Consider the following 24,488-nt stretch of genomic DNA (forward strand, 5'->3'; position numbering starts at 1 on the left):
ATGACATAGTGATAGAGAAAAATAAATAGAGTAAAAAGCATTAGTTAATGTTATTTCTAGAGTATGGAGCAGATGGGTATTTTTTTGAGAGCGCTTGGCGTGATAGAATGGTCTACATGCAAAAACCAGATATAGTCATCATAGGAGCTGGATTAGTAGGCATGAGTTTGACGGTGGCCTTACAAAATCAAGGGATACGTATAGCTGTTTTAGAACATCATTTGCCGCAGGCCACGCTCCTCACTCAAAAAGATACGCGACCGATCACTTTATCCTTAGGTAGTCATCAAATTTTACAGACTCTGGATGTATGGGATGATTTAGCCGATGAGGCTTGTCCGATTAGCATCGTACATGTATCAGAGCAAGGTGTATTGGGTGCGGTACATTTTCGAGCTGATGAATTAAGAGTACCTACCTTAGGTTATGTCGTTCCTTTCTTTAGATTACAAAAAATCCTTTATCAACGAATCGTCTCTCAAAAAGATGTTGAGATTATTTCAATTAATCAGATACAACATATTCAATGCAGTAATGAAAATGTCGTTGTTCGTTATTTAACCGTTCATGGAGAGCAAGAATTACAAGCTAATTTATTGGTAGGCGCTGATGGTACGAAGTCCACAGTACGTCAATCCTTAAATATTCCTGTCAAAGAAGAAAATAAAAACGAAATCGCATTGGTTGCGTTGCTGAAATTAGAAAGATCACATCGTTTCACAGCTTATGAGCGTTTTACATCGCAAGGTACATTAGCTATTTTACCCCTCTTAGATCACTATTACTGTCGTTTGGTTTGGACGATGTCGAAAATAAAAGGAGATGAAATAACACAGTGGACAGATGAAAAATTTCGAGGAGTAATTCAAACGATTTTTGGCCATTTTCTCGGACATATTAAATCGGCGATACGAGGTAAGAAGCGATATCCATTACAACTATTGCTAACTAAACAACAAACTCGACCTCATTGTGTGTTAATTGGAAATGCGGCACATACATTATATCCCTTTGTAGCTCAGGGATTTAATTTAGGCTTACGGGATGTAGCAGTCTTGAGTGAAATGTTAACGACCGCACGTCGCGAAAAAAAATCATTAGGTGATGCCTATCTTTTACAGAGCTATGAACGATGGCGTAAAACTGATCAGAACTGGATAGCCGGATTAGCGCGTGGCATTTCAGAATGGTTTGGTTTGCAATTGCCGTTAATAAATCGCTTGCGTGGATTAGCTTTATTAACAACAGAACTATTATTTCCACTTAAAAAGCATCTGGCTAAAAGTATAATGGGTTTATCCGGTCGTTTGCCAAAATTAGTACGAGGATTGAGACTTGATGATCATGAAAAAGCCATCTGAATTAAAGCCACTAACGATTATTGGTGGTGGTATGGTAGGATTATTATTGGCTGCATTATTAGCTGACGGGAAAATAAATGTTGTGGTTGTTGAAGCGGAAAAACCACTATTACGGTGGGATAAGGATAATTTGGATTCACGTGTGAGTGCGATCAATGTTGCATCACAATGCTTATTAAAAACAATTGACATTTGGAAAGAAATTAGTTCACGGGCCTATTCTCCCTTAATAAAACTAAAAGTGTGGGATGGTTTGGGAGGAGCTGAGGTTATGTTCGATAGTGCAGATGTTGGTACGCCATCATTAGGCGCTATTGTTGAAAACCGAGAAATAATTCGTGTTTTATGGAGACGATTACAAAACGATCCTTACGTCACACTGATTTGTCCTGCAAAACCTCTCAATTTATTATTATCAAAAGATTTTATTGAACTTGAATTGAATAATAAACAAAAAATACAAACGTTTTGTCTGGTAGGTGCTGATGGTTCAGATTCCTGGCTACGGGAAAAGATGAGAATTGAGTTAAGTGAACATGCTTATAAGCAAAGTGCTGTAGTTACGGTTGTTAAAACCGTAAATGATCATCAGCAAACAGGTTGGCAGGTTTTCTTGCCAGAGGCAGTATTAGCGTTATTACCGCTGAATGATCCACATCATTGTGCTATGGTATGGTCTCTCTCGACTGAAGAAGTGGATAAATTAATGATGATGAAAGAAAGAACATTTAACGTAGCATTAAATAATGCCTTCGGATCGCGATTGGGAGGAATTTTTTGCCTAAATTCTCCTAGATCGTTCCCGTTAATTATGCGTCATGCAAAAAAATATGTCCGACCACGCATGGTACTTATGGGCGATGCGGCGCATACGATTCATCCATTGGCGGGCCAAGGTGTAAATTTAGGATTTATGGATGCAGCTTGTTTAGCCCAATGTATTATTGATGCACAACAAGAACAGCGAGATGTAGGCAGTTTGCGAGTTTTGCGCCGCTATGAGCGTTGGCGTAAAAGCGACAATGTAATGATGTTAGTTGCTATTGCTTTACTTAAAGAATGCTTTTGCACTCAGTTTCCCTTCATAGTGCAAGCACGTAATGTGGGTTTAACAATAGTTGATCGTTTGAATTTCTTCAAAAATTGTTGTATGAAAATTGCTATGGGAAAGATTGGTAATTTACCAAAGCTAATGAAACGCTAGTATTTAAATACTATATTGGTCTTGTTATGCAACATGTTAAAGCTGTTAAAAGCGTAGGATTGTTAAAAGCATAGGAGGTTTTTTAAGGCAAACAGGATTCTTTCTCACTGAATCGAGAAAGTGACGTCATGCTGTTCGTAATTGTATGTATTTAAAGAAAAAGCGATTGGGTCAATCTCATTTGTTTCTCTCAATAATTCGGACTTGATTACCAGATAACAATTGATTCTAATACTTTGAAACGAGATAGGGTAGCTTGAATAATACGTATACAGCTACGAACATTTTAGTTGGATGATGAGAAAACTATACTTTTCTACAGCTTTTTGAAGTGTAATGCAGACCAGACTATTATAGGTTGACGCTCCTTTAAAAAGGCGTGGATAGCGCTTTGCTAATTTTCTTAACAAAGTCTAATAAGAAGGGACAACAGTTAAAAGCTCTCATCAAAAAACAATGGCCGAAAAAATAAGTGATAAAAGAGGTCAATAAAGAACAAACAGAAAATAAAAAATAAAACAAGACCATTTGATTCGTCGATATTTTCTTGCGGGGCATTAATCGGCTATTCCATTTACGTAACTTTTATTATTCACCATCTCTCTGCTTTTCTGGACGGTACTTGTTATTCTGTTTCTCCTGCGAACAGCCATTTGAACACAATATCCTTATTCTAGGATAATTATTTTAGGATAATTCACTTTTTACAATTCTCTTTTCCACAGATCTAATTGGTTAGACACCAATTTCGCAGCTCGTTATTTCACAAATTAACGGTATCACTCACCTGTAAAACAAGCAACACATGTATGCATCTATTCAGGAACCTCAAAGTCAATCTTCCTAGAAAGTAGCGCTTATCAAATACCCTCACAAGGACTGGATGTAGTACTAAGATTCATAAATTTCACTAACTTGAATGTCTCTCCAATATATTATCTCTTAAAACGATCATCATACACTGCTTTCTACGTACAACTAACCATCATGCCTAATTTCATTTCAGATTTTCTATGTCTGGCTCATAGATAAAGATATGCTACGATTTTAAAATCAGTATTGAATAGGCTTTTCAAATGATTATTTTCGAATGTCAAAATATACTAAGTTAGAACTATAGAATTGCAACTAAGTTAGCATTACCTCTTTTCTTCGCACTTCATTTCAATTGCTATTAGGTAAATTGATCAATAAACTGAGCGGAATCTTTTTTCTCTCATAGCGATCAAATCGATACAACATATTGCTGATTTATAAGATTTGTATCATAAAACCAAAAATCCCTATAGATAGGGAAAGCAACTTGATCCTCCCCATAACTCTCGTTACTATGTCAAATTCACTTCATTATGCGAGAATAATATGCGCACGCATTACACTGATGAGATCAATGCATCATTGACTGGTCAAACAGTAACACTCTGTGGATGGGTGCATAGGCGTCGAGATCATGGAGGATTAATTTTCATCGATCTACGCGATCGAGAAGGATTGGTTCAGGTGATTTTCAGTCCGGTACAAGCGCAAATTTTCAAAACAGCTGAAAATTTGCGAAACGAGTATGTGGTTAAAATTACAGGTACTGTTAATAAGCGTCCTGAAGGAACTATTAATCCCAGTATTTCGTCCGGAGAAATGGAAATCGTTGCAATTCGCCTTGAATTATTAAATAAATCTAAACCACTACCTTTCAATATTAATCAATATCAGGAAGTCGGAGAAGAAATTCGCTTGAAGTATCGTTACTTAGATTTAAGGCGACCGGAGATGGCTCATCGGATTAAAATGCGTTCGCATATTACTCGAGAAATTCGCCGCTTTTTAAATAAGCGAAATTTTCTCGATATTGAGACGCCGATGCTAACAAAATCAACGCCAGAAGGTGCTCGTGATTATTTAGTTCCGAGCCGCGTCGAATATGGTCATTTTTTTGCGTTGCCGCAATCGCCGCAAATCTTTAAAGAAATTTTGATGGTAGCTGGTTTTGATCGCTATTATCAAATAGTGCGATGTTTTCGTGATGAAGATTTACGAGCTGATCGCCAACCTGAATTTACCCAGCTTGATTTAGAAATGTCATTTATTGAAGAAAAAGATATTCAAGATTTAGTGGAAATCCTAATTCGGTATTTATTTTCCACGTTTTTAAGTGTACAACTGCCGAATCCTTTTCCACGCATGACCTATGCCGACGCAATAAAAAACTATGGCACGGATCGGCCTGACCTTCGCAACCCTCTTATTTTTATAGATATAACTGATCTTATGAAATCGGTTGCATTCAAAGTATTTAAAGAACCAGCTAATGATCCCAAGGGTCGTGTAGTTGCTTTGCGATTACCTGGTGGCTTAGAGCTAACGCGTAAAGCTATTGATGATTATACGCAACTCGTCGAAATTTATGGCGCTAAAGGGCTGTCCTATATCAAAATTGAGAATATCGAAAAAAGTTTTGAAGGATTATATTCACCAATTCTGAAATTTTTACCTGACAATATTATCATTGAAATTCTCAAGCGTACGCAAGCACAAAGCGGAGACATTCTATTTTTTGGAGCAGATAAAGCGCAAATAGTAAATGAGTCTTTAAGTGCGTTGCGTGATCGTTTATGCGCAGATCGCAATCTGTATCAAGAAAAATGGAAACCATTATGGGTTACAGATTTTCCGATGTTTAGACGCGAAGATACAGAAACCTCCTGGAAAGTATTACATCATCCATTTACCGCTCCTCAAGAAACAGATACCGAAACACTTCTTGCTGATCCAGGTGCTGCACTTTCCCATGCTTATGACATGGTTTTAAACGGCAACGAAATTGGTGGCGGTTCAATTCGCATTAATAACATTGAAATGCAGTACACAGTATTAAAAATTTTGGGAATTTCTAGGGAAATAGCCGAAGCACAATTTGGTCATCTACTGACAGCATTGCAGTTTGGTTGTCCTCCATTAGGAGGTATGGCATTTGGGTTAGATCGTTTAGTTGCCATCATGACAGATACCACCTCTATCCGTGATGTCATTGCGTTCCCAAAAACACAAACTACTCATTGTCTATTAACGAACGCTCCTACGTCGATTGAAATTCAACAGTTAGACACTTTGGGATTACGAATAAACAAACACAGAAGAGAATAACTTCCTTTATCGGGTATTTATCATGGCTGGACATAGCAAATGGACAAATATTAGGCATACCAAAGCACGGCAAGATGCAAAACGCAGCAAGGTCTTTACAAAATTAATCCGCGAAATCAGTATAGCAGCACGATTAGGTAGTCAAGATATTGATTTTAATCCCAGACTACGCGCGGTGATAGATAAAGCTTATACTGCTAATATGACAAAAAATACGATTCATCGCGCTATTAAGCGAAGCGCTGGTAATGAAGCTAGTAGATATAATCTGACGGAAATCTGCTATGAAGGGTATGGTCCTAATAGCGTTGCTGTCATGGTGGATTGTTTGACCGATAATAAAAATCGCACTGTGACTGAAGTTCGACATGCTTTCAGCAAGTGTGGGGGCAATTTGGGTACAGATGGTTCGGTCGCTTATCTTTTCATACAACGCGGTTTACTTACTTTCCCTATTAATAGTGACGAAGAAAAAATTATCGAAATAGCCCTAGAAATGGATACAGATGATGTCATAATGAATGATGATGGAAGCATCGATATTATTACGGTTCCTGAGCAATTTGAAAGGGTGTACCATACCATGAAAGGCGCTAACCTCAAGCCTTCTCGTGCAGAAATAACTATGTTGGCTTTAACTAAAATGAAATTAAATAAAAAAAATGCTGAACAAATGTTCCGTCTGACGGAAATGTTGGAAGCTTTAGATGACGTAAAAAATGTCTATTCCAACGCCGATTATCCCTAGATGAAATACTATAAATAATAACGCTCTATCAACGAGTATCTGTGTGTGGAACCCCTATTGACTAGAATAAACAACCAATGTACTACGGCATCAAAACGAATTATCATCGGAATCGATCCAGGGTCGCGTATTACAGGCTATGGGGTAATCTGGTCACAAGAATCAAAACAAGGCTGTATTACATTTGGACAAATCAAAACAAATTTCAAATCACTCAATCTCCGCTTACAGGAGATTGATGAGGGATTACGTCATATAATGGCTATTTACCAGCCACAGGAAGCTGCTATCGAACAAGTATTTATTTTTCATAATCCTCAATCAGCTTTAAAACTCGGACAAGCTCGCGGTGCGGCTCTCGTTGCCACCGCTAGTCGGGCATTACCCGTAACCGAATACAGCGCACGTCAAATCAAACAAGCTATCGTAGGATATGGGGCTGCAACTAAAATACAAGTACAGCATATGGTTCGAATGTTGTTACAATTAGTTAAATCACCACCAGCCGATGCGGCAGATGCGTTAGCAATCGCATTGTGTCATGCAAGGATTCAACGCTTGTCAGAAAGATTAATGCAGATTGAAAAAAAAGGAACTCAAGTATGATCGGACGTCTTCGTGGTATTATACTTGCAAAACAACCGCCATATTTATTGTTAGAAGCAGCTAGGGTTGGTTACGAAATTTCAGCGCCCTTATCTACTTTTCATCATTTACCCAATATCTCTGAAGAAGTTATTCTTTATACCCATCTAGTTATTTATAAAGACGCTCACATACTTTATGGATTTCATAATGAACATGATCGGCGGTTATTTCGCGCTTTAATCAAAGTGAACGGTGTTGGTCCCAAATCCGCTTTAACGATCTTATCAACCATAGACCCTGATGAATTTGTGCAATGCATTCTCAATCAGAATATTGATCAACTTGTTAGCACCCCTGGCATTGGACGAAAAACAGCAGAACGCTTAATGATAGAAACTAGAGACGTACTAATGCGCTGGCAAACAAATGAATTCATTTCAAAAGAAAATATCCCTTCCACTAATCAATCGATGCAGGATGCTATCAGCGCATTAATTGCGTTAGGATATAAACCTAAAGAAGCCAAACGTGTCATTAATGCAGTTCAGCAACCTTCACTTACTAGTGAAGGATTAATTCGTTTGGCACTAAAGCAGATAAAATAACAAGAGCATATTAATGAATACAACAGAAACTCAAACAAATCTTGCTAATGATACCGTTATGCAATCTAGTAACCCTGCCATTGAACACTCTATCCGACCTCGACGACTTCAAGATTATATCGGTCAAAGGAGCGTTCGTGAGCACATGGAAATTTTTATTCGTGCAGCTGTTAAGCGAAGCGAATCGCTAGATCATGTTTTAATTTTTGGACCACCAGGTTTAGGTAAGACCACATTAGCACATATAATCGCCTACGAAATGCGTGCAGGCCTGAAGCAAACATCAGGGCCTCTGATTGAAAAAGCAGGAGATCTTGCAGCATTGCTCACTAATCTTGAGCCTCACGATGTTTTGTTTATCGACGAAATTCACCGATTAAATCCCGCTGTTGAAGAAATCTTATATCCAGCCTTGGAAGATTTCCAACTGGATATCATTATCGGAGAAGGGCCAGCTGCGCGATCGATTAAACTAGATTTGCCACCCTTTACATTAGTCGGCGCCACAATGCGCGCCGGATTATTAACATCACCATTTCGTGATCGCTTTGGCATCGTTGAACGATTAGAATTTTATCGTGTTAATGAACTTATTCATATTATCAAACGCGCCGCTCATATTTTTGGTGTCGATATTGAGGAAAATGGCGCAATCGAAATTGCACAACGATCTCGTGGTACACCGCGCATTGCTAATCGATTGCTTCGCCGGGTTCGTGATTTCGCGCAAGTACGTACGAATGGTGTCATTACCGAATCTATCGCAAAAGAAGCATTGAATTTATTAAGCATTGATATTCGCGGTTTAGATTTAATGGATCGAAAATTACTCCATACGATCATTGAAAAATTTCAAGGTGGTCCTGTTGGTATTGAAAGCTTAGCTGCAGCTATCAGTGAAGAGCGTGGTACCATTGAGGATGTTATCGAACCTTATCTAATTCAGGAAGGCCTTATTCTTCGTACACCTCGTGGACGAATTGTCACGCAGCAAACTTATCAGCACTTCGGCTTGCCAGTCCATACTCTATTCTCCCCTATCATTAATGAAAAATAAAAAATCTAAATCTTGTCTTGTTGTCCCTGTAAATGAAAGAAGTGCAATAGAAATACATAATTAATAGAAATAGCTTTTTGAGCTTGCTTCCTGGAGTGAGAATAGTGGATTCAATGGTATTACTTATGATAAAGGCATCTATGCAACTGTCTTACACGAAAAATTAGATCTGTAAATTGTGTGGATAACAGCAATACAGGGATTGAATTGTAACAAACAACATACCCCTTGGAGCAGCAGGTATGATGCTTATATTAGAAGTCCTTACGTACCATTATTGTACTTAAAATGAAAAGTTACTGTCGCTTTATAACCTTCTAAATAAAACCACTACCAAAGGTAGTCCACATTAGAGGTGATAATAGGTCAGATTATGGAAAAATGGTACAAATCATGATACTCTTACAAAAGATAGGCACAGGTAGTATCAATTTACTTACCTAAAATAGCCCCACATAAAATAGGTTAAAATCAGCAGGATACTAAAATAAACTGCTTTAATTCTATTCATTGCGTTAGTTTTAGCGTTTTGCACATATAGCATTTGTACATTATGATGCAACATCTAGCTCCAACATTATACGGGCTACTAGCCCCTGGTCCATATCAGTCAGATGGGATAACAACAATGCTCTCTTAAACATAGAAACTGTTCAACTACAAAATACAGTAATTTTTATCAATGTTCTATCTTTTAATCTTCCTTTGCTATCCTACTCATCCAAAAAACTCAATTCACATAATTGAAATAACTTCATCTGAAAAATATTTAGTATTGAAATCTGAACATCTCGCAGGGATATAGACTACTAGTTCACAACTTTTATGTGATAATAGACTGACCCATCAAATCTACTTCTACTTTAGATATGGCAAAATCAACAAATCGACACACGAGCGTTTTATTACATCAAAGCCGAATAATTACTATACGATCATAATTAAGACTAACAAGCAACCTGATAAGTCATCAATGCTATTTACTTTCTTACCAATCGATGGGATACCTCGTGAGGTAGGACCGCAGTCACTGCAAAAACGGTTAAGTCGCTTACGGGTGGGGTTAATAAGTAAGTATATATGGAGCGTGTATCAATGCGCTCTCACATTTTCTTTTTATCACAACACATTTATGAAAATTTGAAAGAATGTATAGAATTCAGTATGGAAAATTCTACATGCTTTAGCAATATTTCTGTCCGCTAAATATTTCTTCGATACAATAAGTGTTTTCATGTCAATTCAATCAGGATCATTAATCCTGAGAACTCGCGGTTTTTATATCTACAATCAATATACATGATAGACAAAAACCTATTTATCTACGATGATGCCATGCGATGATCTACTGCAGAGTAGGATAATCGCAGACCTTCCATAGCGGAAAACACTAAATTTGTACACCACACACACAAATGGCACACCGTATAGTTTTGATCTACGTCTTGTGCTATATATCCATATGTATAGCCAGATCTAAAATATATATAGCTAGATCTAAAAATAATCGGCCTCTAAGTAAAGAAGAAAATTCCTGTTAAGTGCTGGCAAGAAGTACTTGGATTAAATTTCATTAAAATTAACGTACAACTCTCTACATAATTATCAATATCAATTGGGAACCAATGTTATTCAAAAAACCATCGAAAAAAGAGACTATTGATTAACTGCAATAGATCTATACAAAACAGCTTTTCTAAACCGCTTTCTAAACAAGTGTTAAGTACAAGTGTTAAGTCATTTTTTCTTCAAACACCTACTTTGTTTATTAACCCTTCCTAAACCAACTAAAGAACTTTATCTATTCGATAGTATTTATGTTTTAGTAAAAGCTTTTTCATCGATACTTCTATCATTATCTTTCTAATTTAAAAATGCTATTGCATACTCATCAACTTAATACAACGCATTTATAATGAATTTTCATCGTGAGTTATATTTTGTGAGATTACACAAATCCTATCACTATCATTACTGATAAATTTGCGCAAACAGTAGAACTTATTTATTTAGATGAATTTTCACGTTAAAAATGAAGCGGATGCTTTTTCTAAAAAGTTTATTAGGTATTTTTTTAAAAGAATACCACCTCATGATCTTTACATAAAGATAGTTTGCAACATGATACTTGATTTCAGTCATTAAATTAAATTATCGTTAAACAACGTGGTATCGTTTAATTTTGTCTTATTATAACTTTTATAACATCAACCGTCCGCTAGTACTGCTAGTAAAATTATTTGGTCGATAAATTCCCGTTCACAAGAGAGTAGCAGATGTAGTCCAGTTTGAATGTCTATATCTTTACGGAACATCACGATGCTCATAATTGTCTTTAAATTACTTGCTTTATTCTTAAATTATAAGGAATATTTCCCATGGTACAGAAATACAACTTATTATTGATAGGATATCAAATTACTATATCTTGAGGGTGGGTTATGCTTTGCTTTAAATCTACATACGTATAACTGCACTCATTTAAAATGCAATCGATAAACTATATCTTAAGATCTTAAAAATTAATTGGAAGGATAGGTTAAACGTAAAATTACATATCCTAAAACACCAGACAAAAACGAACCAATAATAACACCCAATCGCGCCATTTCTGAATAATGCCCCCCAATAGGTTCAAATGCTAACGTCCCAATGAACAAACTCATCGTAAAACCAACACCGGCTGTTAAACTGATTCCGTAAATTCCTCTCCAATTTCCGCCACTCGGCATATACACTAAACCACCTTTAATAGCAAGCCAGCAAACGGACCATATACCCAGCTGCTTACCAAGAAATAAACCTAGAGCGACTCCTACAGTTACAGGACTCAGTAAATTTTTTAAACCAACTCCTGCCAAAGAAACACCTGCATTTGCAAACGCAAATACTGGCAGTACACCAAAAGCTACCCATGGATGTAGCTTACGTTCTAATTCACGCAGTGGTGAAGTTCCCAGTTTTTTAGAGTTATGAAGCGGAATAGCAAAAGCTAATATAATACCAGCCAAAGTGGCATGAACGCCGAGCTTGAATACAGAAAACCATAAAGCAATACCTACAAGAACGTAGGCTGTAATCATCGTCACTCGTAAGCAATTTAATAAAATCAATATAAAAATTAGTACACCCTCAATAAGTAATGAATGTAAGAAAATATAATGCGCATAATGCGTATAAAAAAATGTGATGATAATAATTGCGCCAATATCATCAAACATCGCCAAAGTAGTTAAAAATATTTTCAAAGCAACTGGCAATCTTTTCCTCAAAAAAGCTAAAATACCCATCGAAAAAGCAATATCGGTTGCTCCGGGAATGGCCCATCCTCGAAGTGTAATGTCGTTCCCCCAATTAAAAAACACATAAATCAAAGCAGGAACGGCCATTCCGCCTAAGCCTGCGATCGCAGGTAATGCTACCTTCGCAAAACTATTAAGTTCACCTTCCAGTATTTCGCGTTTAACTTCTAGTCCTACCAATAAAAAGAACACTATCATCAATCCATCGTTAATCCATAACAAAAACGGTTTAGATAAGTGTAAGGAACCCAGGCGAAAGCCTAGATGCAAACTAAGCAACGATTCATAATAAATTTGGGCAGATGTATTATCTAAAACAAGCGCTAGAATGGCGGCGACAAACAGAATAATACCGCTGCTTGATTCCAATTGAATAAATTTACGTAGTATTCTGAATCGCAAATTGATTTCCTTGATTAAGGAGGTGTGTAACTCAGTCCTTTGAATGACGAATTACGAGATTTTTACTACCACTTCCTTTGATTGTTAGGGATAAAATATTTTAACAATTTCTACACCTATCCATATGCTCGTATTTTTTACAAACATTATAAAACGTCAGGAATAATCATATTTATTAATAAATCAAATAATTAAACCCGTTTTAATATCCTTCTCAGTCACACTAAAATCGAAGATAGTTCCAAAAAATGCTGGGTAGTGTGTAATGCTGTATAAACAGTCAGTATAAACAGGGTCAGTGGCAAAAACCACAGATCAGTGCAAACTCAAACTGCTTTCAACTTATTAAATTATATAATCTATCCGATAATGAGCAGCTTTAATGCCAAGACAATATATGAGTAAGCGAATCCAAACGCAGCAAAGTATAATCAGTTGCATTTTTTAATGATTCGTCATAATAGTAATCTTCCTTTACCTAATTTAAATATATTGAAATTTAATCATCACTAACCACTATATATAGTAAATATGATAAACATTTTACGCACTAAAATATCGAGGGCATTTAGATACTGAAAATCAATCCAAGTGTACTACCCCTCATATACTTTAAGTACATTGCTTTTCCCATGTAAACTCAGTATCATTGCGAGCTCTGGAGGTTAATCAGAGTATGCCAATAATAGAAGTACACGATAGTAATGCTTTTGACGTTGCTATGCGTCGCTTTAAACGAGCGTGTGAAAAAGCCGGTATTATGACTAAACTACGTCAAATTGAATACTACGAAAAGCCAACCAGTAAACGTAAGCGCAAACGCGCTGCAGCAATCAAACGTCATATTAAAAAGATTCAAAAAGAAAGAGAAGCGTTGGAGCGCGAACGCACACGACACTAAATGAAGGAAAGTCAATGAATGACACACTCAAAATTCGAATTTGGGAGGACATGAAGGCAGCGATGCGTGCCCGGAAAAGAGAACTTCTAAGTATTATTCGTTCTCTAATTGCGGCAATCAAACAATATGAGATTGATAATCAAGTTACACTTGATGATACAGGGGTTGCAAAGGTTATTAAAAAAATGATTAAACAACGATGCGATTCAATTACTCAATATAAGAATGGCAATCGTTTTGACCTTGCTAATAAAGAGCAACAAGAAATCGACTTCCTACAAGAATATCTTCCAAAGGCGCTCAGTGAAACTGAGATTGAGAAAATTATCAGTCAAGCGATCAAACAAACTAATGTAACATTAATGAAGGACATGGGTAAAGTTATGGTAGCTCTAAAAGAGAAACTGGGCAGTCAACACGCCGACATGAGTCTCGTGAGCGCCAAAGTAAAAGAACGTTTAGCCTAATCCAGCTACTTCATGTCATCTAGTCCTACGTATAGTCACTTACAGAAGTTATGATGGAATGAGTTCATGGGCCACATTGCACAAACGTTCATCCAAGATCTTCTATCTCGTACAGATATTGTTTCGCTTGTTCGGACACGTGTCAACTTAAAAAAGCGTGGCGATAATTATTTATGCTTGTGCCCTTTCCACAATGAAAAAACACCCTCATTTACAGTGAGTGCTAATAAACAATTTTATTATTGTTTTGGCTGTGGTGCTCACGGTAACGCAATTAATTTTTTGATGGCCTTTGACCGCATGGAATTTATCGAAGTAATTACTGATTTGGCTAACCAACAAGGACTAGAAATCCCGATCGAAATTTTCCGACGCTCAAAACCAGCTGAATCTGATGATTATTATACTTTATTAGCTAATATCTCACGATACTATCAACACGAATTAAGACATGCAAGTGTAGTTATCGATTATTTAAAATCTCGTGGCTTAACCGGAGAAATTGCCAGACGGTTTGCTATCGGTTATGCCCCACCGGGATGGGAAAATTTTCGATTTTTAATAAAAACTCCAAAAATACAATCGCAGTTGATTGCCAACGGGCTCATGATTAAAAAAGAAAACCATTGTTTTGATCGCTTTCGACATCGCGTTATGTTTCCCATCCGAGATGTTCGAGGTCGTGTTATTGCTTTCGGAGGACGAGCACTAGGAGATGATCAGCCTAAATACATGAATTCGCCTGAAACTCCCATTTTTCGCAAAGGTAATGAATTATACGGATTATATGAAGCACGTAAAGTCAATCGTGAATTGCAGCACATATTAGTCGTTGAAGGTTACATGGACGTCATTTCACTGCATCAACATCAGATTACCTATGCTGTCGCAACGCTTGGTACAGCCACAAGTGTATATCATTTGCAAAAATTATTACGGTATACCAATAAAATCATCTACTGTTTTGATGGAGACGAGGCTGGCCGCCGTGCAGCGTTTCGCGCATTAACAAAAAGTTTACCATTAATGCGAGATGGTATTCATATTCGTTTTTTGTTTTTACCAGTGGGTGAAGATCCCGATAGTATCGTCCAAAAAATTGGACAAAAAGCTTTTGAAATAAAAATAAAGCAAGCTCTACCTCTCGAAGAGATGCTCTTTCAATCACTAGAAGAAGAAATTCCTATTCGCTCACTGGATGACAAAGCACATTTTGCCAAACGGGCCTGCGAATATCTTGATATTATGCCTCAAGGCATTTTCCGTCAATTTTTATTGAATCAAGTAGCCAAGCGATTAGGCACTAATGCTGATCAAATTAGCTCATTGTTACTTTCTATCTCACCTTCATTACCCTATTTTTCTGCTAAAAAATGCGTTTTATCAACTGCTTACCGAGCTATTGCCGTTCTTCTAAAACAACCTGAATTGATTATAGAAATTAACCCCTTACCTGATTTTGATGGTGTACAGGCACCAGGTGTTGAATTGCTACTTAAATTAATCACTACCTTAAAAAACTTCCCCACTATATCAATAGGCATCCTTTTAGAGCAATGGGATGATGAAGCTGAGCGCCAGTATATCGCTCAACTAGCTGCTCACCAATTGCCTATTGCAACTAAAGAAGGACTGCTCGCTGAATTAAAAGGTGCTCTATCACGGCTTCAAGAACAAAAATCTCAAGATCTTGCAACAGCTCTCATTAACAAACTAAAAACTCACGTACTTACTCCAGAAGAGAAGAAAAGACTCCAAAAACTTCTGATGAAATCCACTATTGACCTCATATAATCACAACTATCCCTCATTAGCACACACATTGATAGTAGTAAACCTTACGTAGCGCGGATTTAGCTGTCGTATCAAATATCGGAGGTGCTATACTTATCAGTTAGTTGTAGAATAGAGTCTTTTGAACCATTGAGGTACAGCAATATTTATGTCAACCCACAAAAAGAAATCTAAAATCAAAGTTATTAAAGAGAAGCAAAAAACTATTACTGAAAGAGACCAAATTCAAAAACCCAACGCTAAACGGTCGGTAAAGATTAAACTAACAGCAGTTAGACGTACATTGACAAATGTCAAACCTACACTAACGATCAATACGAAGCAGACTACTAAAGCTAAAAAAGCTATGGTAGTTATAGAACCAGAAAGATCTTCGTTCGTGCCCTCTATTGAGAAAAAACCAGCTCTTGCTTCTTCGCTTCAAGTCCAATTACTCATAACAGCTGAAGAAAACATCACAGAAACTCAGCGATTAGGTTTTGGTGCTTTATTAGAAGAAGCGAAGCATAAAGGTTATCTGATCCATGAAGATTTAATTAATCTTCTTCCTAATGATTATGCTGATCCTTCACAAATAGAAGGTATTATCGGCCGTCTTACAGAAATGGGCATTAAAGTTTTTGAAGTTCCTCCTGATGCTGACTCATTGCTTTTGGGCGAGGATACTCAATCAGATGATGAAATTAATGAAGATGTCGCTGAAGTATTAGCAACAGAAACCCGTACTACCGATCCTATTCGTATGTATATGCGCGAAATGGGTAGCGTCGAATTATTAACACGAGAAGGTGAGATTATTATCGCCAAACGCATCGAAAAAGGCATTCGACAAGTGATGAGTGCGATAGTTGAATATCCTGAACTCATCGAATCGTTTATTAGAGAATACGACACTCTTCTAATGAGAGAAGGGCGTTTAAATGATTTACTTATCGGTTTTTTTGACGAAGAATCCGAAGAAGCATTACAGCTTGAAGAGCGCACTAAAGAATCGGACTTATCCGAAGGGGATGAAGATGAGGATACGGATGATTTTGATGAGAGTGCCCCGGATCCTCTTGTTACTCAAAAGCATATGCACGAGCTTAAAAGGCTCTATGGTCGTTATTTAAATTCAATTAAACGTTACAGCAAAAAGAATTTAGAAACTCTAAAACATCAAAAGAATCTTGCAGAATGCTTTTCTATCTTTAAGCTTTCTATTAAGCAGTTTAATCGACTCACGGGTCGATTACGTTCTTTACTACAGGAAGCACGCACACAAGAACGATTGATTATGAATTATTGTGTGACAAAAGCAAAAACTCTTCGTAAAAAGTTTATTACTTCGTTTCCACACAATGAGACAAATATAGAATGGTTGGAACAGTACAAAAAAGAAAATAAGGAACAAGCAAAACGATTAGAAAAATACAGCAAAGAAATTTATCGTGCCCAACGAAATCTGACGCAGTTAGAGGAAAAAAGTAATTTAAGTATTCAGGAAATAAAGGAAATCAATCGTCGTGTAGCAATTGGTGAAGCAAAATCGCGTCGTGCAAAAAAAGAGATGATTGAAGCCAACTTACGACTAGTAATTTCAATCGCAAAAAAATACACCAATCGCGGCTTGCAATTTCTCGATCTTATTCAAGAAGGTAATATTGGCTTAATGAAAGCGGTCGATAAATTTGAATATCGTCGCGGTTATAAATTTTCGACATATGCAACGTGGTGGATTCGGCAAGCTATTACGCGCTCAATTGCTGACCAGGCACGCACTATCCGTATTCCCGTGCATATGATTGAAACTATCAATAAACTTAATCGCATTAATCGACAAATTTTACAAGAAACCGGTCAAGAGGCAACTCCAGAAGAATTAGGTCGACGTATGGAGATGTCTGAAGAGAAAGTAAGAAAAGTGTTAAAAATTGCGAAAGAACCTATTTCAATGGAAACACCAATTGGTGAAGATGAAGATTCTAACTTAGGAGACTTTATCGAAGATATAAACACAGAATCTCCAATAGATTATGCAACTTCTTCCGGTCTTCAGGAAGCCACTCGAGAAATTTTAGCCACACTTACTCCTCGGGAAGCTAAAGTACTACGTATGCGCTTCGGCATCGATATGAATACTGATCATACACTCGAAGAAGTAGGTAAACAATTTGATGTCACACGGGAACGGATTCGTCAAATCGAAGCAAAATCCCTACGTAAATTGCGTCATCCTAGTCGAGCTGAGAAGCTACGTAGCTTTATTGAATCTGAAGAATAAAACCCACGTGGACCTCTACACAATCCGAATTAATCTTTAACCTCTTGTCCTAAGTAAAGGAAAGGATCTGGAATGAAGCACAATTCTTCCGATGATTCTGAGAAAATTATATCTTACAAGATGTGTGGAAAGTGAACAGTTGAGTCAAATTGAAATAGCAAAACAAATCGAGAACATTCGTTAGAATCGGACGATAACATTGATAAGTTTTATTATATTGAACTCGTCATACATTGGTTAATAGCTAAAATACTTATATGGAGAAGGGCAGCACCACTCCGTTTTTAGCAAGCGACTAGCTTTACATCACATGAATCTTCTCACCGTTTCTGGCGTCAAATGAATGAGCAGAATACACGACGACAGATTTGTATTGACGTCTATAGGAGGCACTATCCACTGCTGTGCTATAGCTTGGGATAATTTGTGCTTTATATTGATTAAAATATCTTGCATTTACGCGGTTTGTTGGTTTTTAACTATTTATATCTCCTCTTGAGTAATTTCTTGCTAAAGTAATTTCTTTGTATAACTGTTATTGTTTTTTGGCTAAGGTACTCTGCTTTTTTCATGACTAGTGCTTTCTTCTTAGAAGTCATTCCAAGTTTCCGCTGCTGCTTCAATTGCAATTGCTTAGTTCGTGTAGATATTAACTGTTCTTGTTTAGTAATTTGTTGCTTTTTACAAGTAAGTACGTGCTGTTGTAATTTTTCTTTATGAGTTTTTTGTAACGGTGCGTTTTCGTTTCTCAATCTGATTTATTTTTTTAATTTGATTATCAACCAAGTGCCGACACACAACAACAGCATTAACGACCGGTATTGATCTGCTTTGATCATTAAATTTATACCCACTCTGCATAGATACATTAATACTTAGTAAATACTTAGTACATTTAATAACATGACATGTACAAAAACCGAAATTCCTATAGGTAAATAATAGGAAGGCAGTATCTTTAGTACACGTTTTTTTACTACTATGATACATCAGTAGCGGAAATATTTTTCCAAATCTTCCAATGTCTGTTGCAATAAATCTTTATTTAGAGAAGCATCATATTTTGGGCGGCCATTAAGAAAATTGATAACATAATCTCCATCTGGATAAATACGCGTCACTTGCTTTTTTGTAATGACAGCATAGTCGCTATAACTACCCGCGACTAAGAAAGTACGACGACCTCCTTTGAAAAACAATGACTGGCCGATTGTATAATCAGAGAGTGAATTTTGACAACCTAATACTTGTGTCATTAAAGTGGGTACAATGTCGTAATGATTTGTAAAATATGAATAAATTTCTGGTTTTTTCCCTGGCCAGTACATCAATAGTGGAATATGTAATTGATAAGGAGTATATGCGCTTGCATGGACCCAATATCCCATACGTTCATCATTGAGCTGTTCACCGTGATCCGTTGTGATAATAACAATAGTATTTCTCAACAAACCATGTATCTTTAACAAATGTAGTACTTTTTGCACTTCGTGATCAACAAAATAAACTGCATTATAATATCTATTAACATATGGTATAGGATCTGAATACGATGTTAACGCAAAGCGATTACATTGCCTAACAGCGGGTTGGAAAGGTTGATAATTAGGAGTCGCTTGTTCACAATAATTATGAACAGCATCATAAAAGAGAAAACTGAAAAAAGGCCGCTTTCTATCCATTTTTTCAATGAAATGATTAAACTCTTTCGTGATAGCACGATCGCGCACAATAGAGCTATCTCCAGTAGTTCGTATAATGAGGTGCCTAACTTCATTGAAAATAGTTTTATCAAACGGTGGATAATTAAGGGGCGCACTGATAAATATTCCTGTTTGATAGTGATTTTTCAAAAATTGATGGATTAACACAGGTCCGCAATGCTGATTTAAAAACGCGCGCCAGTAATTAGGTGGTATTCCATAGAATAATGAAACAAGTCCCGGTTGAGTGCAATTACCACCACTCCAATGGTTCTGAAACTGCAATGTCTGTTTCTTAAAATGATCAATATTAGGTGATACGGTACTATTCATGGCATCGTAACGCCATGTATCAATTCCAATGATAAGTATATTTAATAAATTTTTCGGAGCCTCACATCGGAGAGGATGGATTGGATACTTAAGTAGATGATTGAGTTGGTGTGTTTGAAAGTAAACCTTTCCTTCTGATGTAAGAATGCATCGTATATTCGGATCACTTGGCATAAATAGACTATAAACTTCATCATAATAAGGTAGAATACGTGCATCTTCTAAAACAACATGACGATCAATAGGATTAAACCTATACCGATAATTCACTGTCTGTGTTATAAACATGCTACCGTAAGAAAGCAAAAAGGCCAGTACTAATACGCTGGCAAAAATATATCCACGACACCCCTTATTCTCCTTAATTACCTGACGCCACACAAATGATGCAATAACATATTCAACTGCAAATAAAACAATAATGAATACAATCAGAAAAAGTCTTTCTAGTGACGACAACGCGATTACTTGTGATACAGCACCGGCCTCAAAAATTCGTAATCCTTCGCTAAAATAATGCATATGATATAAACCAAATGTCACAATATCGACAACTAACATAAAAATAAGAGCGGACGCAACAATGATCGCCAGGGGAAAAGACAGCCATCGACGAGGAAACAATACCACTATTCCAATAAGTAATAAGCAACAAAAGAAAAACACAACCGCCAATTGAGTAAAAAAGGAGACAATTAAGAACAGCCATGCCAAAGCTATCTCACTATTTGTGATGCCGTTTATCGCATGGAAATCTGGCAATAGTCGAAGATACCCAATACCTATCACAAAAGCTAAAAAAACATTAATGAGAAAAAACCACCCCATCCAACGACATAAAACACGCCGGGAACTGGCTAACCATTGAGACATACTGGACCTTTAGTAATTCTTTAGTAATTCACTATAAAACAAGCCTTATTATAACAAAATCAGCTTACAAGTAAATAATAATAGGATGCAAACCAATTAGATTGTTTAATAGCCGGTTACAGACTTTAACATAATAATTATGGATTATAGTGTCATCATAAGTACAAAACTAAAAAGTACAATGGGAAGACTTAATCGATAAAGCTATTCGTTCTAAACAACAAAGATACAATTAAGCTAGACGAAGAATAGAAAAAATATTAGCAAAAAACATCCTGCCTAACAAAACATATCATAGTATCTATTTCATTTTGGTTTGGTTTAAACATATTATAGCCAAGAATATAAATTTTGGGGAAACATTGGACAATAATGACTATTTTCTCACATAGATTTATGTTAAGTTTTGATAGTGTCCTCTCTCAGGAAGAGGAAAAAATAATCATAGGAGTTGTTATAGGAGAGATTATGAAAAAAATTTTAACAGTCGCTATAATGTCGTGTTTTATCGTCGGTCTAACTGCTTGTCAACAAAGCAATAAGATTGAAAAGGAAAATAGCGTTATGTCTAACGCTCATCATCAAAAATATCCTGGTGCTTCTTTTAATCAAATGCAAAAGAAAGACCAGAGAAAGACGAAAATAAGTAATCATTAAGAGCTACTGGTCTTTGATTTTTTTACGGAGAAGAAATCTTCTGACCGCCTAAGTAAGGTAGGGAGATTTAAAACTCTTACTTATTATAGATTTCCAACAAAACTCACAATAAAAAATTCCGGATAAAATCCGGAATTTTTTATTGTCGTACTTTCTTTTTAAGTTCAATCAAAACGTCATGAAACGGTAAATTTTCGGTTCGATCACTCCAGCGTTTTTTATATTCAATGATTCCCTGATCTAGACCTCGCTCACTTACCACCAATCGATGGGGTATACCAATTAAATCCATATCAGCAAACATGACACCAAGTCGTACTTTTCGATCATCCCAAAGTATATCATAATCTGCTTGCACTAACTTGTTATATAATTTTTCACAGGCTTCACGTACGCGGCCCGATTTGTGCATATTCATCGGAACCAATGCAATTGAAAAAGGTGCCATAGCTTCTGGCCAAAGGATACCTCGTTCATCGTGATTCTGTTCGATAGCTGCAGCTACTATCCGTGATACGCCAATACCATAGCATCCCATTTGCAAATAGCGATTTTTTCCAACTCCATCAGTCATGGTAGCATTCATTTTTCGACTATATTTATCACTGAGTTGAAAAACTTGTCCCACTTCAATACCGTGTGCAAAGTGCAGATGCCCTTTCCCATCGGGACTTAGATCGCCCTCAATCACATTACGAATATCAGCAACTACCTCTAGAGCCACATCACGATCCCAATTGACATTTATAAAATGAAAATTATCTTCATTCGCACCACAACAAAAATCAGATAGATGAGCGGCGTCTCGATCGACAATGCAAGGGATCGTGATATTCACAGGTCCTAGAGAGTCTGGACCAGTACCGATGATTTTTTTAATTTCTGTCTCGCTCGCAAACACTAAAGGCGAAGCAACACCGGGTAAGTGCTGAGCCTTTACCGGATTTAATTCATGATCACCACGTAAAACAAGTGCGACAAAAGGTGATTGTTCTCCCTTAACAATGAATGTTTTTACGCTTCTTTCAGGTAATATATTAAATGAATTTGCAAGTTGATCAATTGTACATGGTGCAGGGGTCGCCATTTTTTTCATCTTAGTGACAGACATAGGACGTTTTCCTTCAGGAGCTTGTGCCGTTGCCTTTTCAATATTAGCTGCATAATCACTTCCATCACTATAAACGACAATATCTTCCCCTGCATCTGCTAGTATTTGAAATTCATGCGAATAATCACCACCGATGGTGCCAGTATCTGCTAAAACTGCACGAAAATTTAATCCGAGACGTGTAAATATTCGCACATAAGCTTCATACATATTATTGTAAGCTAGCTGCATCCCTTTTTTATCGAGATCAAAAGAATAAGCATCTTTCATTAGAAATTCTCTCGATCGAATCACTCCAAAACGAGGACGAATTTCATCACGGAATTTAGTCTGAATTTGATAAAGATTAATAGGAAGCTGCTTGTAACTGTGTAATTCCTGACGAGCAATATCGGTGATCACTTCCTCATGTGTAGGACTAAAACAAAAATCATTTCCATGACGATCCATGATCCTCAACAATTCCGCACCATAAGCTTCCCATCGATCTGACTCTTGCCATAAACTTGCTGGTTGCACAATCGGCATTAATAACTCCAGAGCCCCACTGCGATTCATTTCTTCACGCACAATATTTTCCACTTTTCTTAGTACGCGAAATCCAAGTGGTAACCATGTATATAAACCACTTGCTAACTTACGTAACATACCTGCACGAACCATTAACTGATGGCTTACTAACTTAGTATCAGTAGGTATGTCTTTAATCGTAACCAAAAAAAACTGAGTGACTTTCACAGCGCTTAAAAGTCTACCACACTCCGAAGGAAATTATCATGCAAAAACTACACTGACTGATAGTGCTAGAATTGAATGGCTCCTTTTTTCAGATGATAATCAGATCAGGAAGGTAAAAAGTCAGGTGGTTTTTCCAATTTCTTTCTGTATTGCCATAGACAGCAACAGGTACTATAAGCTATCAATAAAAAGAAACGTGCCTTTCTTTAACTGAAGAAACCTCTCAATTCTTCTAATTATAAAGAAAGTTACAATACATACTAAAGTATGATTACCTATTCTATTATACCTTAGTAGGGCTTAATAAGCTCAAATAAAGGATGAGTTGTTAAGAAAATTAATTTTTTGAGATTTTCTTATCGATGCAATTTTGATATAAAGTGTGATTTTTTTAGTTGAAAGTGAGTTTGGTAATTATAGAAGTCGGCATTTTAAAAGCGGATCCGTTCAATAACGTACTAATTTTATAACCAGGAGGTCTATTAAAATTCAAAAATTCAAAGGTTATTATTAACAGGACTGTTTGCCGCAAAATATCCCCATATAATTTATGTGCCATCCGACAATACTATACTAGTGGTGTTAAAATTAATAGTACAAATCGGATGATGTGAATTTTCGTGACAAATGTTTCCACTGAAAATGATAAAAGATTTGGATCAAATACATAGTTGCTTCTATCACCGTTTTTAAGGAGTATGACTTTAGCATCAATTGATCAAGTATTATCTGAAACAAAACAAGCTTAAGATGGGATTAGACTGAGTAAAATATAAAGAAAGAAAAGGCAGAGCTATTAAATGCTTTGTAAGATTTTGAAAAAAAAATTAGTTTTGGGATTTTATCTAAAAATATAAAAGTAAAATCAATTTAATACTTTCCTTTTCTTTTATTAAATCCAACTAATCTAGTTTAGTTATTTATTTTTCTGGAACTTAATGATTTTTTAGATATATTGTGATTTCCCTTTTACAATAAAATATTGTCTTCATTGTGATAAATTTGAAGAACTTTTTTATGACTACCATAATTTTATGAGTTTGGACGGCAAGTTTGAAAGGACACCAAAATCGCCAGTAAAAATTTTCTATGAATATTTTATGAGATACAAAAATGGATAAAAATAAGCTTAAAATATTAGAGTATCTTTTTGAATAAAATCAAAGCTGCTATAACAGCTATCAAAGTTGACTTTGGGCAAACTGGAGAAACTGATATTATTTCCTTTTGTGTGCATTAC

14 protein-coding genes and 1 pseudogene are annotated in these 24,488 nt (G+C 36.4%); 12 read left to right on the plus strand and 3 right to left on the minus strand.

The features are described from left to right. Positions 1 to 47: 47 nt before the first annotated feature. The 7 genes and pseudogenes from ubiH to ruvB all read left to right on the plus strand — a co-directional run bounded on the left by ubiH (position 48) and on the right by ruvB (position 8,704). Entirely contained in the window at positions 48 to 1,361 is a 1,314-nt protein-coding gene (gene ubiH, locus CEAn_RS00270) for a 2-octaprenyl-6-methoxyphenyl hydroxylase (protein WP_244670079.1), read from the plus strand. Further along, entirely contained in the window at positions 1,342 to 2,565 is a 1,224-nt protein-coding gene (locus tag CEAn_RS00275; protein ID WP_211924121.1) for a UbiH/UbiF/VisC/COQ6 family ubiquinone biosynthesis hydroxylase, read from the plus strand. Before ubiH ends, CEAn_RS00275 begins: the two co-directional genes overlap by 20 nt. A gap of 1,303 nt (positions 2,566 to 3,868) precedes the next feature. Continuing rightward, positions 3,869 to 5,706: pseudogene (gene aspS, locus CEAn_RS00280) on the plus strand (aspartate--tRNA ligase). Positions 5,707 to 5,728: 22 nt separating this feature from the next. Next, a complete protein-coding gene (locus tag CEAn_RS00285; RefSeq protein ID WP_211923864.1) occupies positions 5,729 to 6,454 on the plus strand; it encodes a YebC/PmpR family DNA-binding transcriptional regulator in 726 nt (241 codons plus the stop codon). 66 nt (positions 6,455 to 6,520) lie between these two features. Continuing rightward, positions 6,521 to 7,060 carry a crossover junction endodeoxyribonuclease RuvC gene (gene ruvC, locus CEAn_RS00290; RefSeq protein ID WP_211924122.1) on the plus strand — a complete coding sequence of 180 codons (540 nt, stop codon included), beginning with the start codon at positions 6,521 to 6,523 and terminating at the stop codon, positions 7,058 to 7,060. Next, the gene (ruvA, locus tag CEAn_RS00295; protein WP_211923865.1) at positions 7,057 to 7,647 is read left to right on the plus strand and encodes a Holliday junction branch migration protein RuvA; all 591 of its coding nucleotides are present in this window, start codon (positions 7,057 to 7,059) and stop codon (positions 7,645 to 7,647) included. The genes ruvC and ruvA overlap by 4 nt, the downstream gene beginning before the upstream one ends. Positions 7,648 to 7,660: 13 nt before the next feature. After that, a complete protein-coding gene (ruvB, locus tag CEAn_RS00300) occupies positions 7,661 to 8,704 on the plus strand; it encodes a Holliday junction branch migration DNA helicase RuvB (protein WP_211923866.1) in 1,044 nt (347 codons plus the stop codon). A 2,522-nt stretch (positions 8,705 to 11,226) separates the two neighbouring features. Here the strand turns inward: ruvB and nhaA are convergent. Then, positions 11,227 to 12,408 carry a Na+/H+ antiporter NhaA gene (gene nhaA, locus CEAn_RS00305; RefSeq protein WP_211923867.1) on the minus strand — a complete coding sequence of 394 codons (1,182 nt, stop codon included), beginning with the start codon at positions 12,406 to 12,408 and terminating at the stop codon, positions 11,227 to 11,229. A gap of 676 nt (positions 12,409 to 13,084) precedes the next feature. Here nhaA and rpsU point away from each other — a divergent pair. The 4 genes from rpsU to rpoD all read left to right on the plus strand — a co-directional run bounded on the left by rpsU (position 13,085) and on the right by rpoD (position 17,833). After that, on the plus strand, positions 13,085 to 13,309 hold the full coding sequence (gene rpsU / locus CEAn_RS00310; protein WP_211923868.1) for a 30S ribosomal protein S21: 225 nt from the start codon (positions 13,085 to 13,087) through the stop codon (positions 13,307 to 13,309). A gap of 14 nt (positions 13,310 to 13,323) precedes the next feature. Next, the gene (locus tag CEAn_RS00315; RefSeq protein ID WP_211923869.1) at positions 13,324 to 13,776 is read left to right on the plus strand and encodes a GatB/YqeY domain-containing protein; all 453 of its coding nucleotides are present in this window, start codon (positions 13,324 to 13,326) and stop codon (positions 13,774 to 13,776) included. A gap of 66 nt (positions 13,777 to 13,842) precedes the next feature. Next, positions 13,843 to 15,570: a DNA primase gene (gene dnaG / locus CEAn_RS00320; protein ID WP_211923870.1), complete on the plus strand. Its 1,728-nt coding sequence runs from the start codon at positions 13,843 to 13,845 to the stop codon at positions 15,568 to 15,570. A gap of 148 nt (positions 15,571 to 15,718) precedes the next feature. Further along, positions 15,719 to 17,833: an RNA polymerase sigma factor RpoD gene (rpoD, locus tag CEAn_RS00325; RefSeq protein ID WP_211923871.1), complete on the plus strand. Its 2,115-nt coding sequence runs from the start codon at positions 15,719 to 15,721 to the stop codon at positions 17,831 to 17,833. A 989-nt stretch (positions 17,834 to 18,822) separates the two neighbouring features. Here the strand turns inward: rpoD and CEAn_RS00330 are convergent. After that, positions 18,823 to 20,742, minus strand: a complete 1,920-nt coding sequence (locus CEAn_RS00330) for a DUF3413 domain-containing protein (RefSeq protein WP_211923872.1) — start codon at positions 20,740 to 20,742, stop codon at positions 18,823 to 18,825. A 468-nt stretch (positions 20,743 to 21,210) separates the two neighbouring features. Here CEAn_RS00330 and CEAn_RS00335 point away from each other — a divergent pair, with 468 nt between their 5' ends. Continuing rightward, positions 21,211 to 21,399: a hypothetical protein gene (locus CEAn_RS00335; protein ID WP_369804516.1), complete on the plus strand. Its 189-nt coding sequence runs from the start codon at positions 21,211 to 21,213 to the stop codon at positions 21,397 to 21,399. A 139-nt stretch (positions 21,400 to 21,538) separates the two neighbouring features. Here CEAn_RS00335 and CEAn_RS00340 read toward each other — a convergent pair whose 3' ends face one another. Beyond that, positions 21,539 to 23,248 (minus strand): proline--tRNA ligase, encoded by a 1,710-nt coding sequence (locus tag CEAn_RS00340; protein WP_211923874.1) that lies wholly within the window; start codon positions 23,246 to 23,248, stop codon positions 21,539 to 21,541. Between the last annotated feature and the right edge of the window lie 1,240 nt (positions 23,249 to 24,488).

The sequence above is a fragment of the Coxiella endosymbiont of Amblyomma nuttalli genome (assembly GCF_018107685.1).
Taxonomy (GTDB): domain Bacteria; phylum Pseudomonadota; class Gammaproteobacteria; order Coxiellales; family Coxiellaceae; genus Coxiella.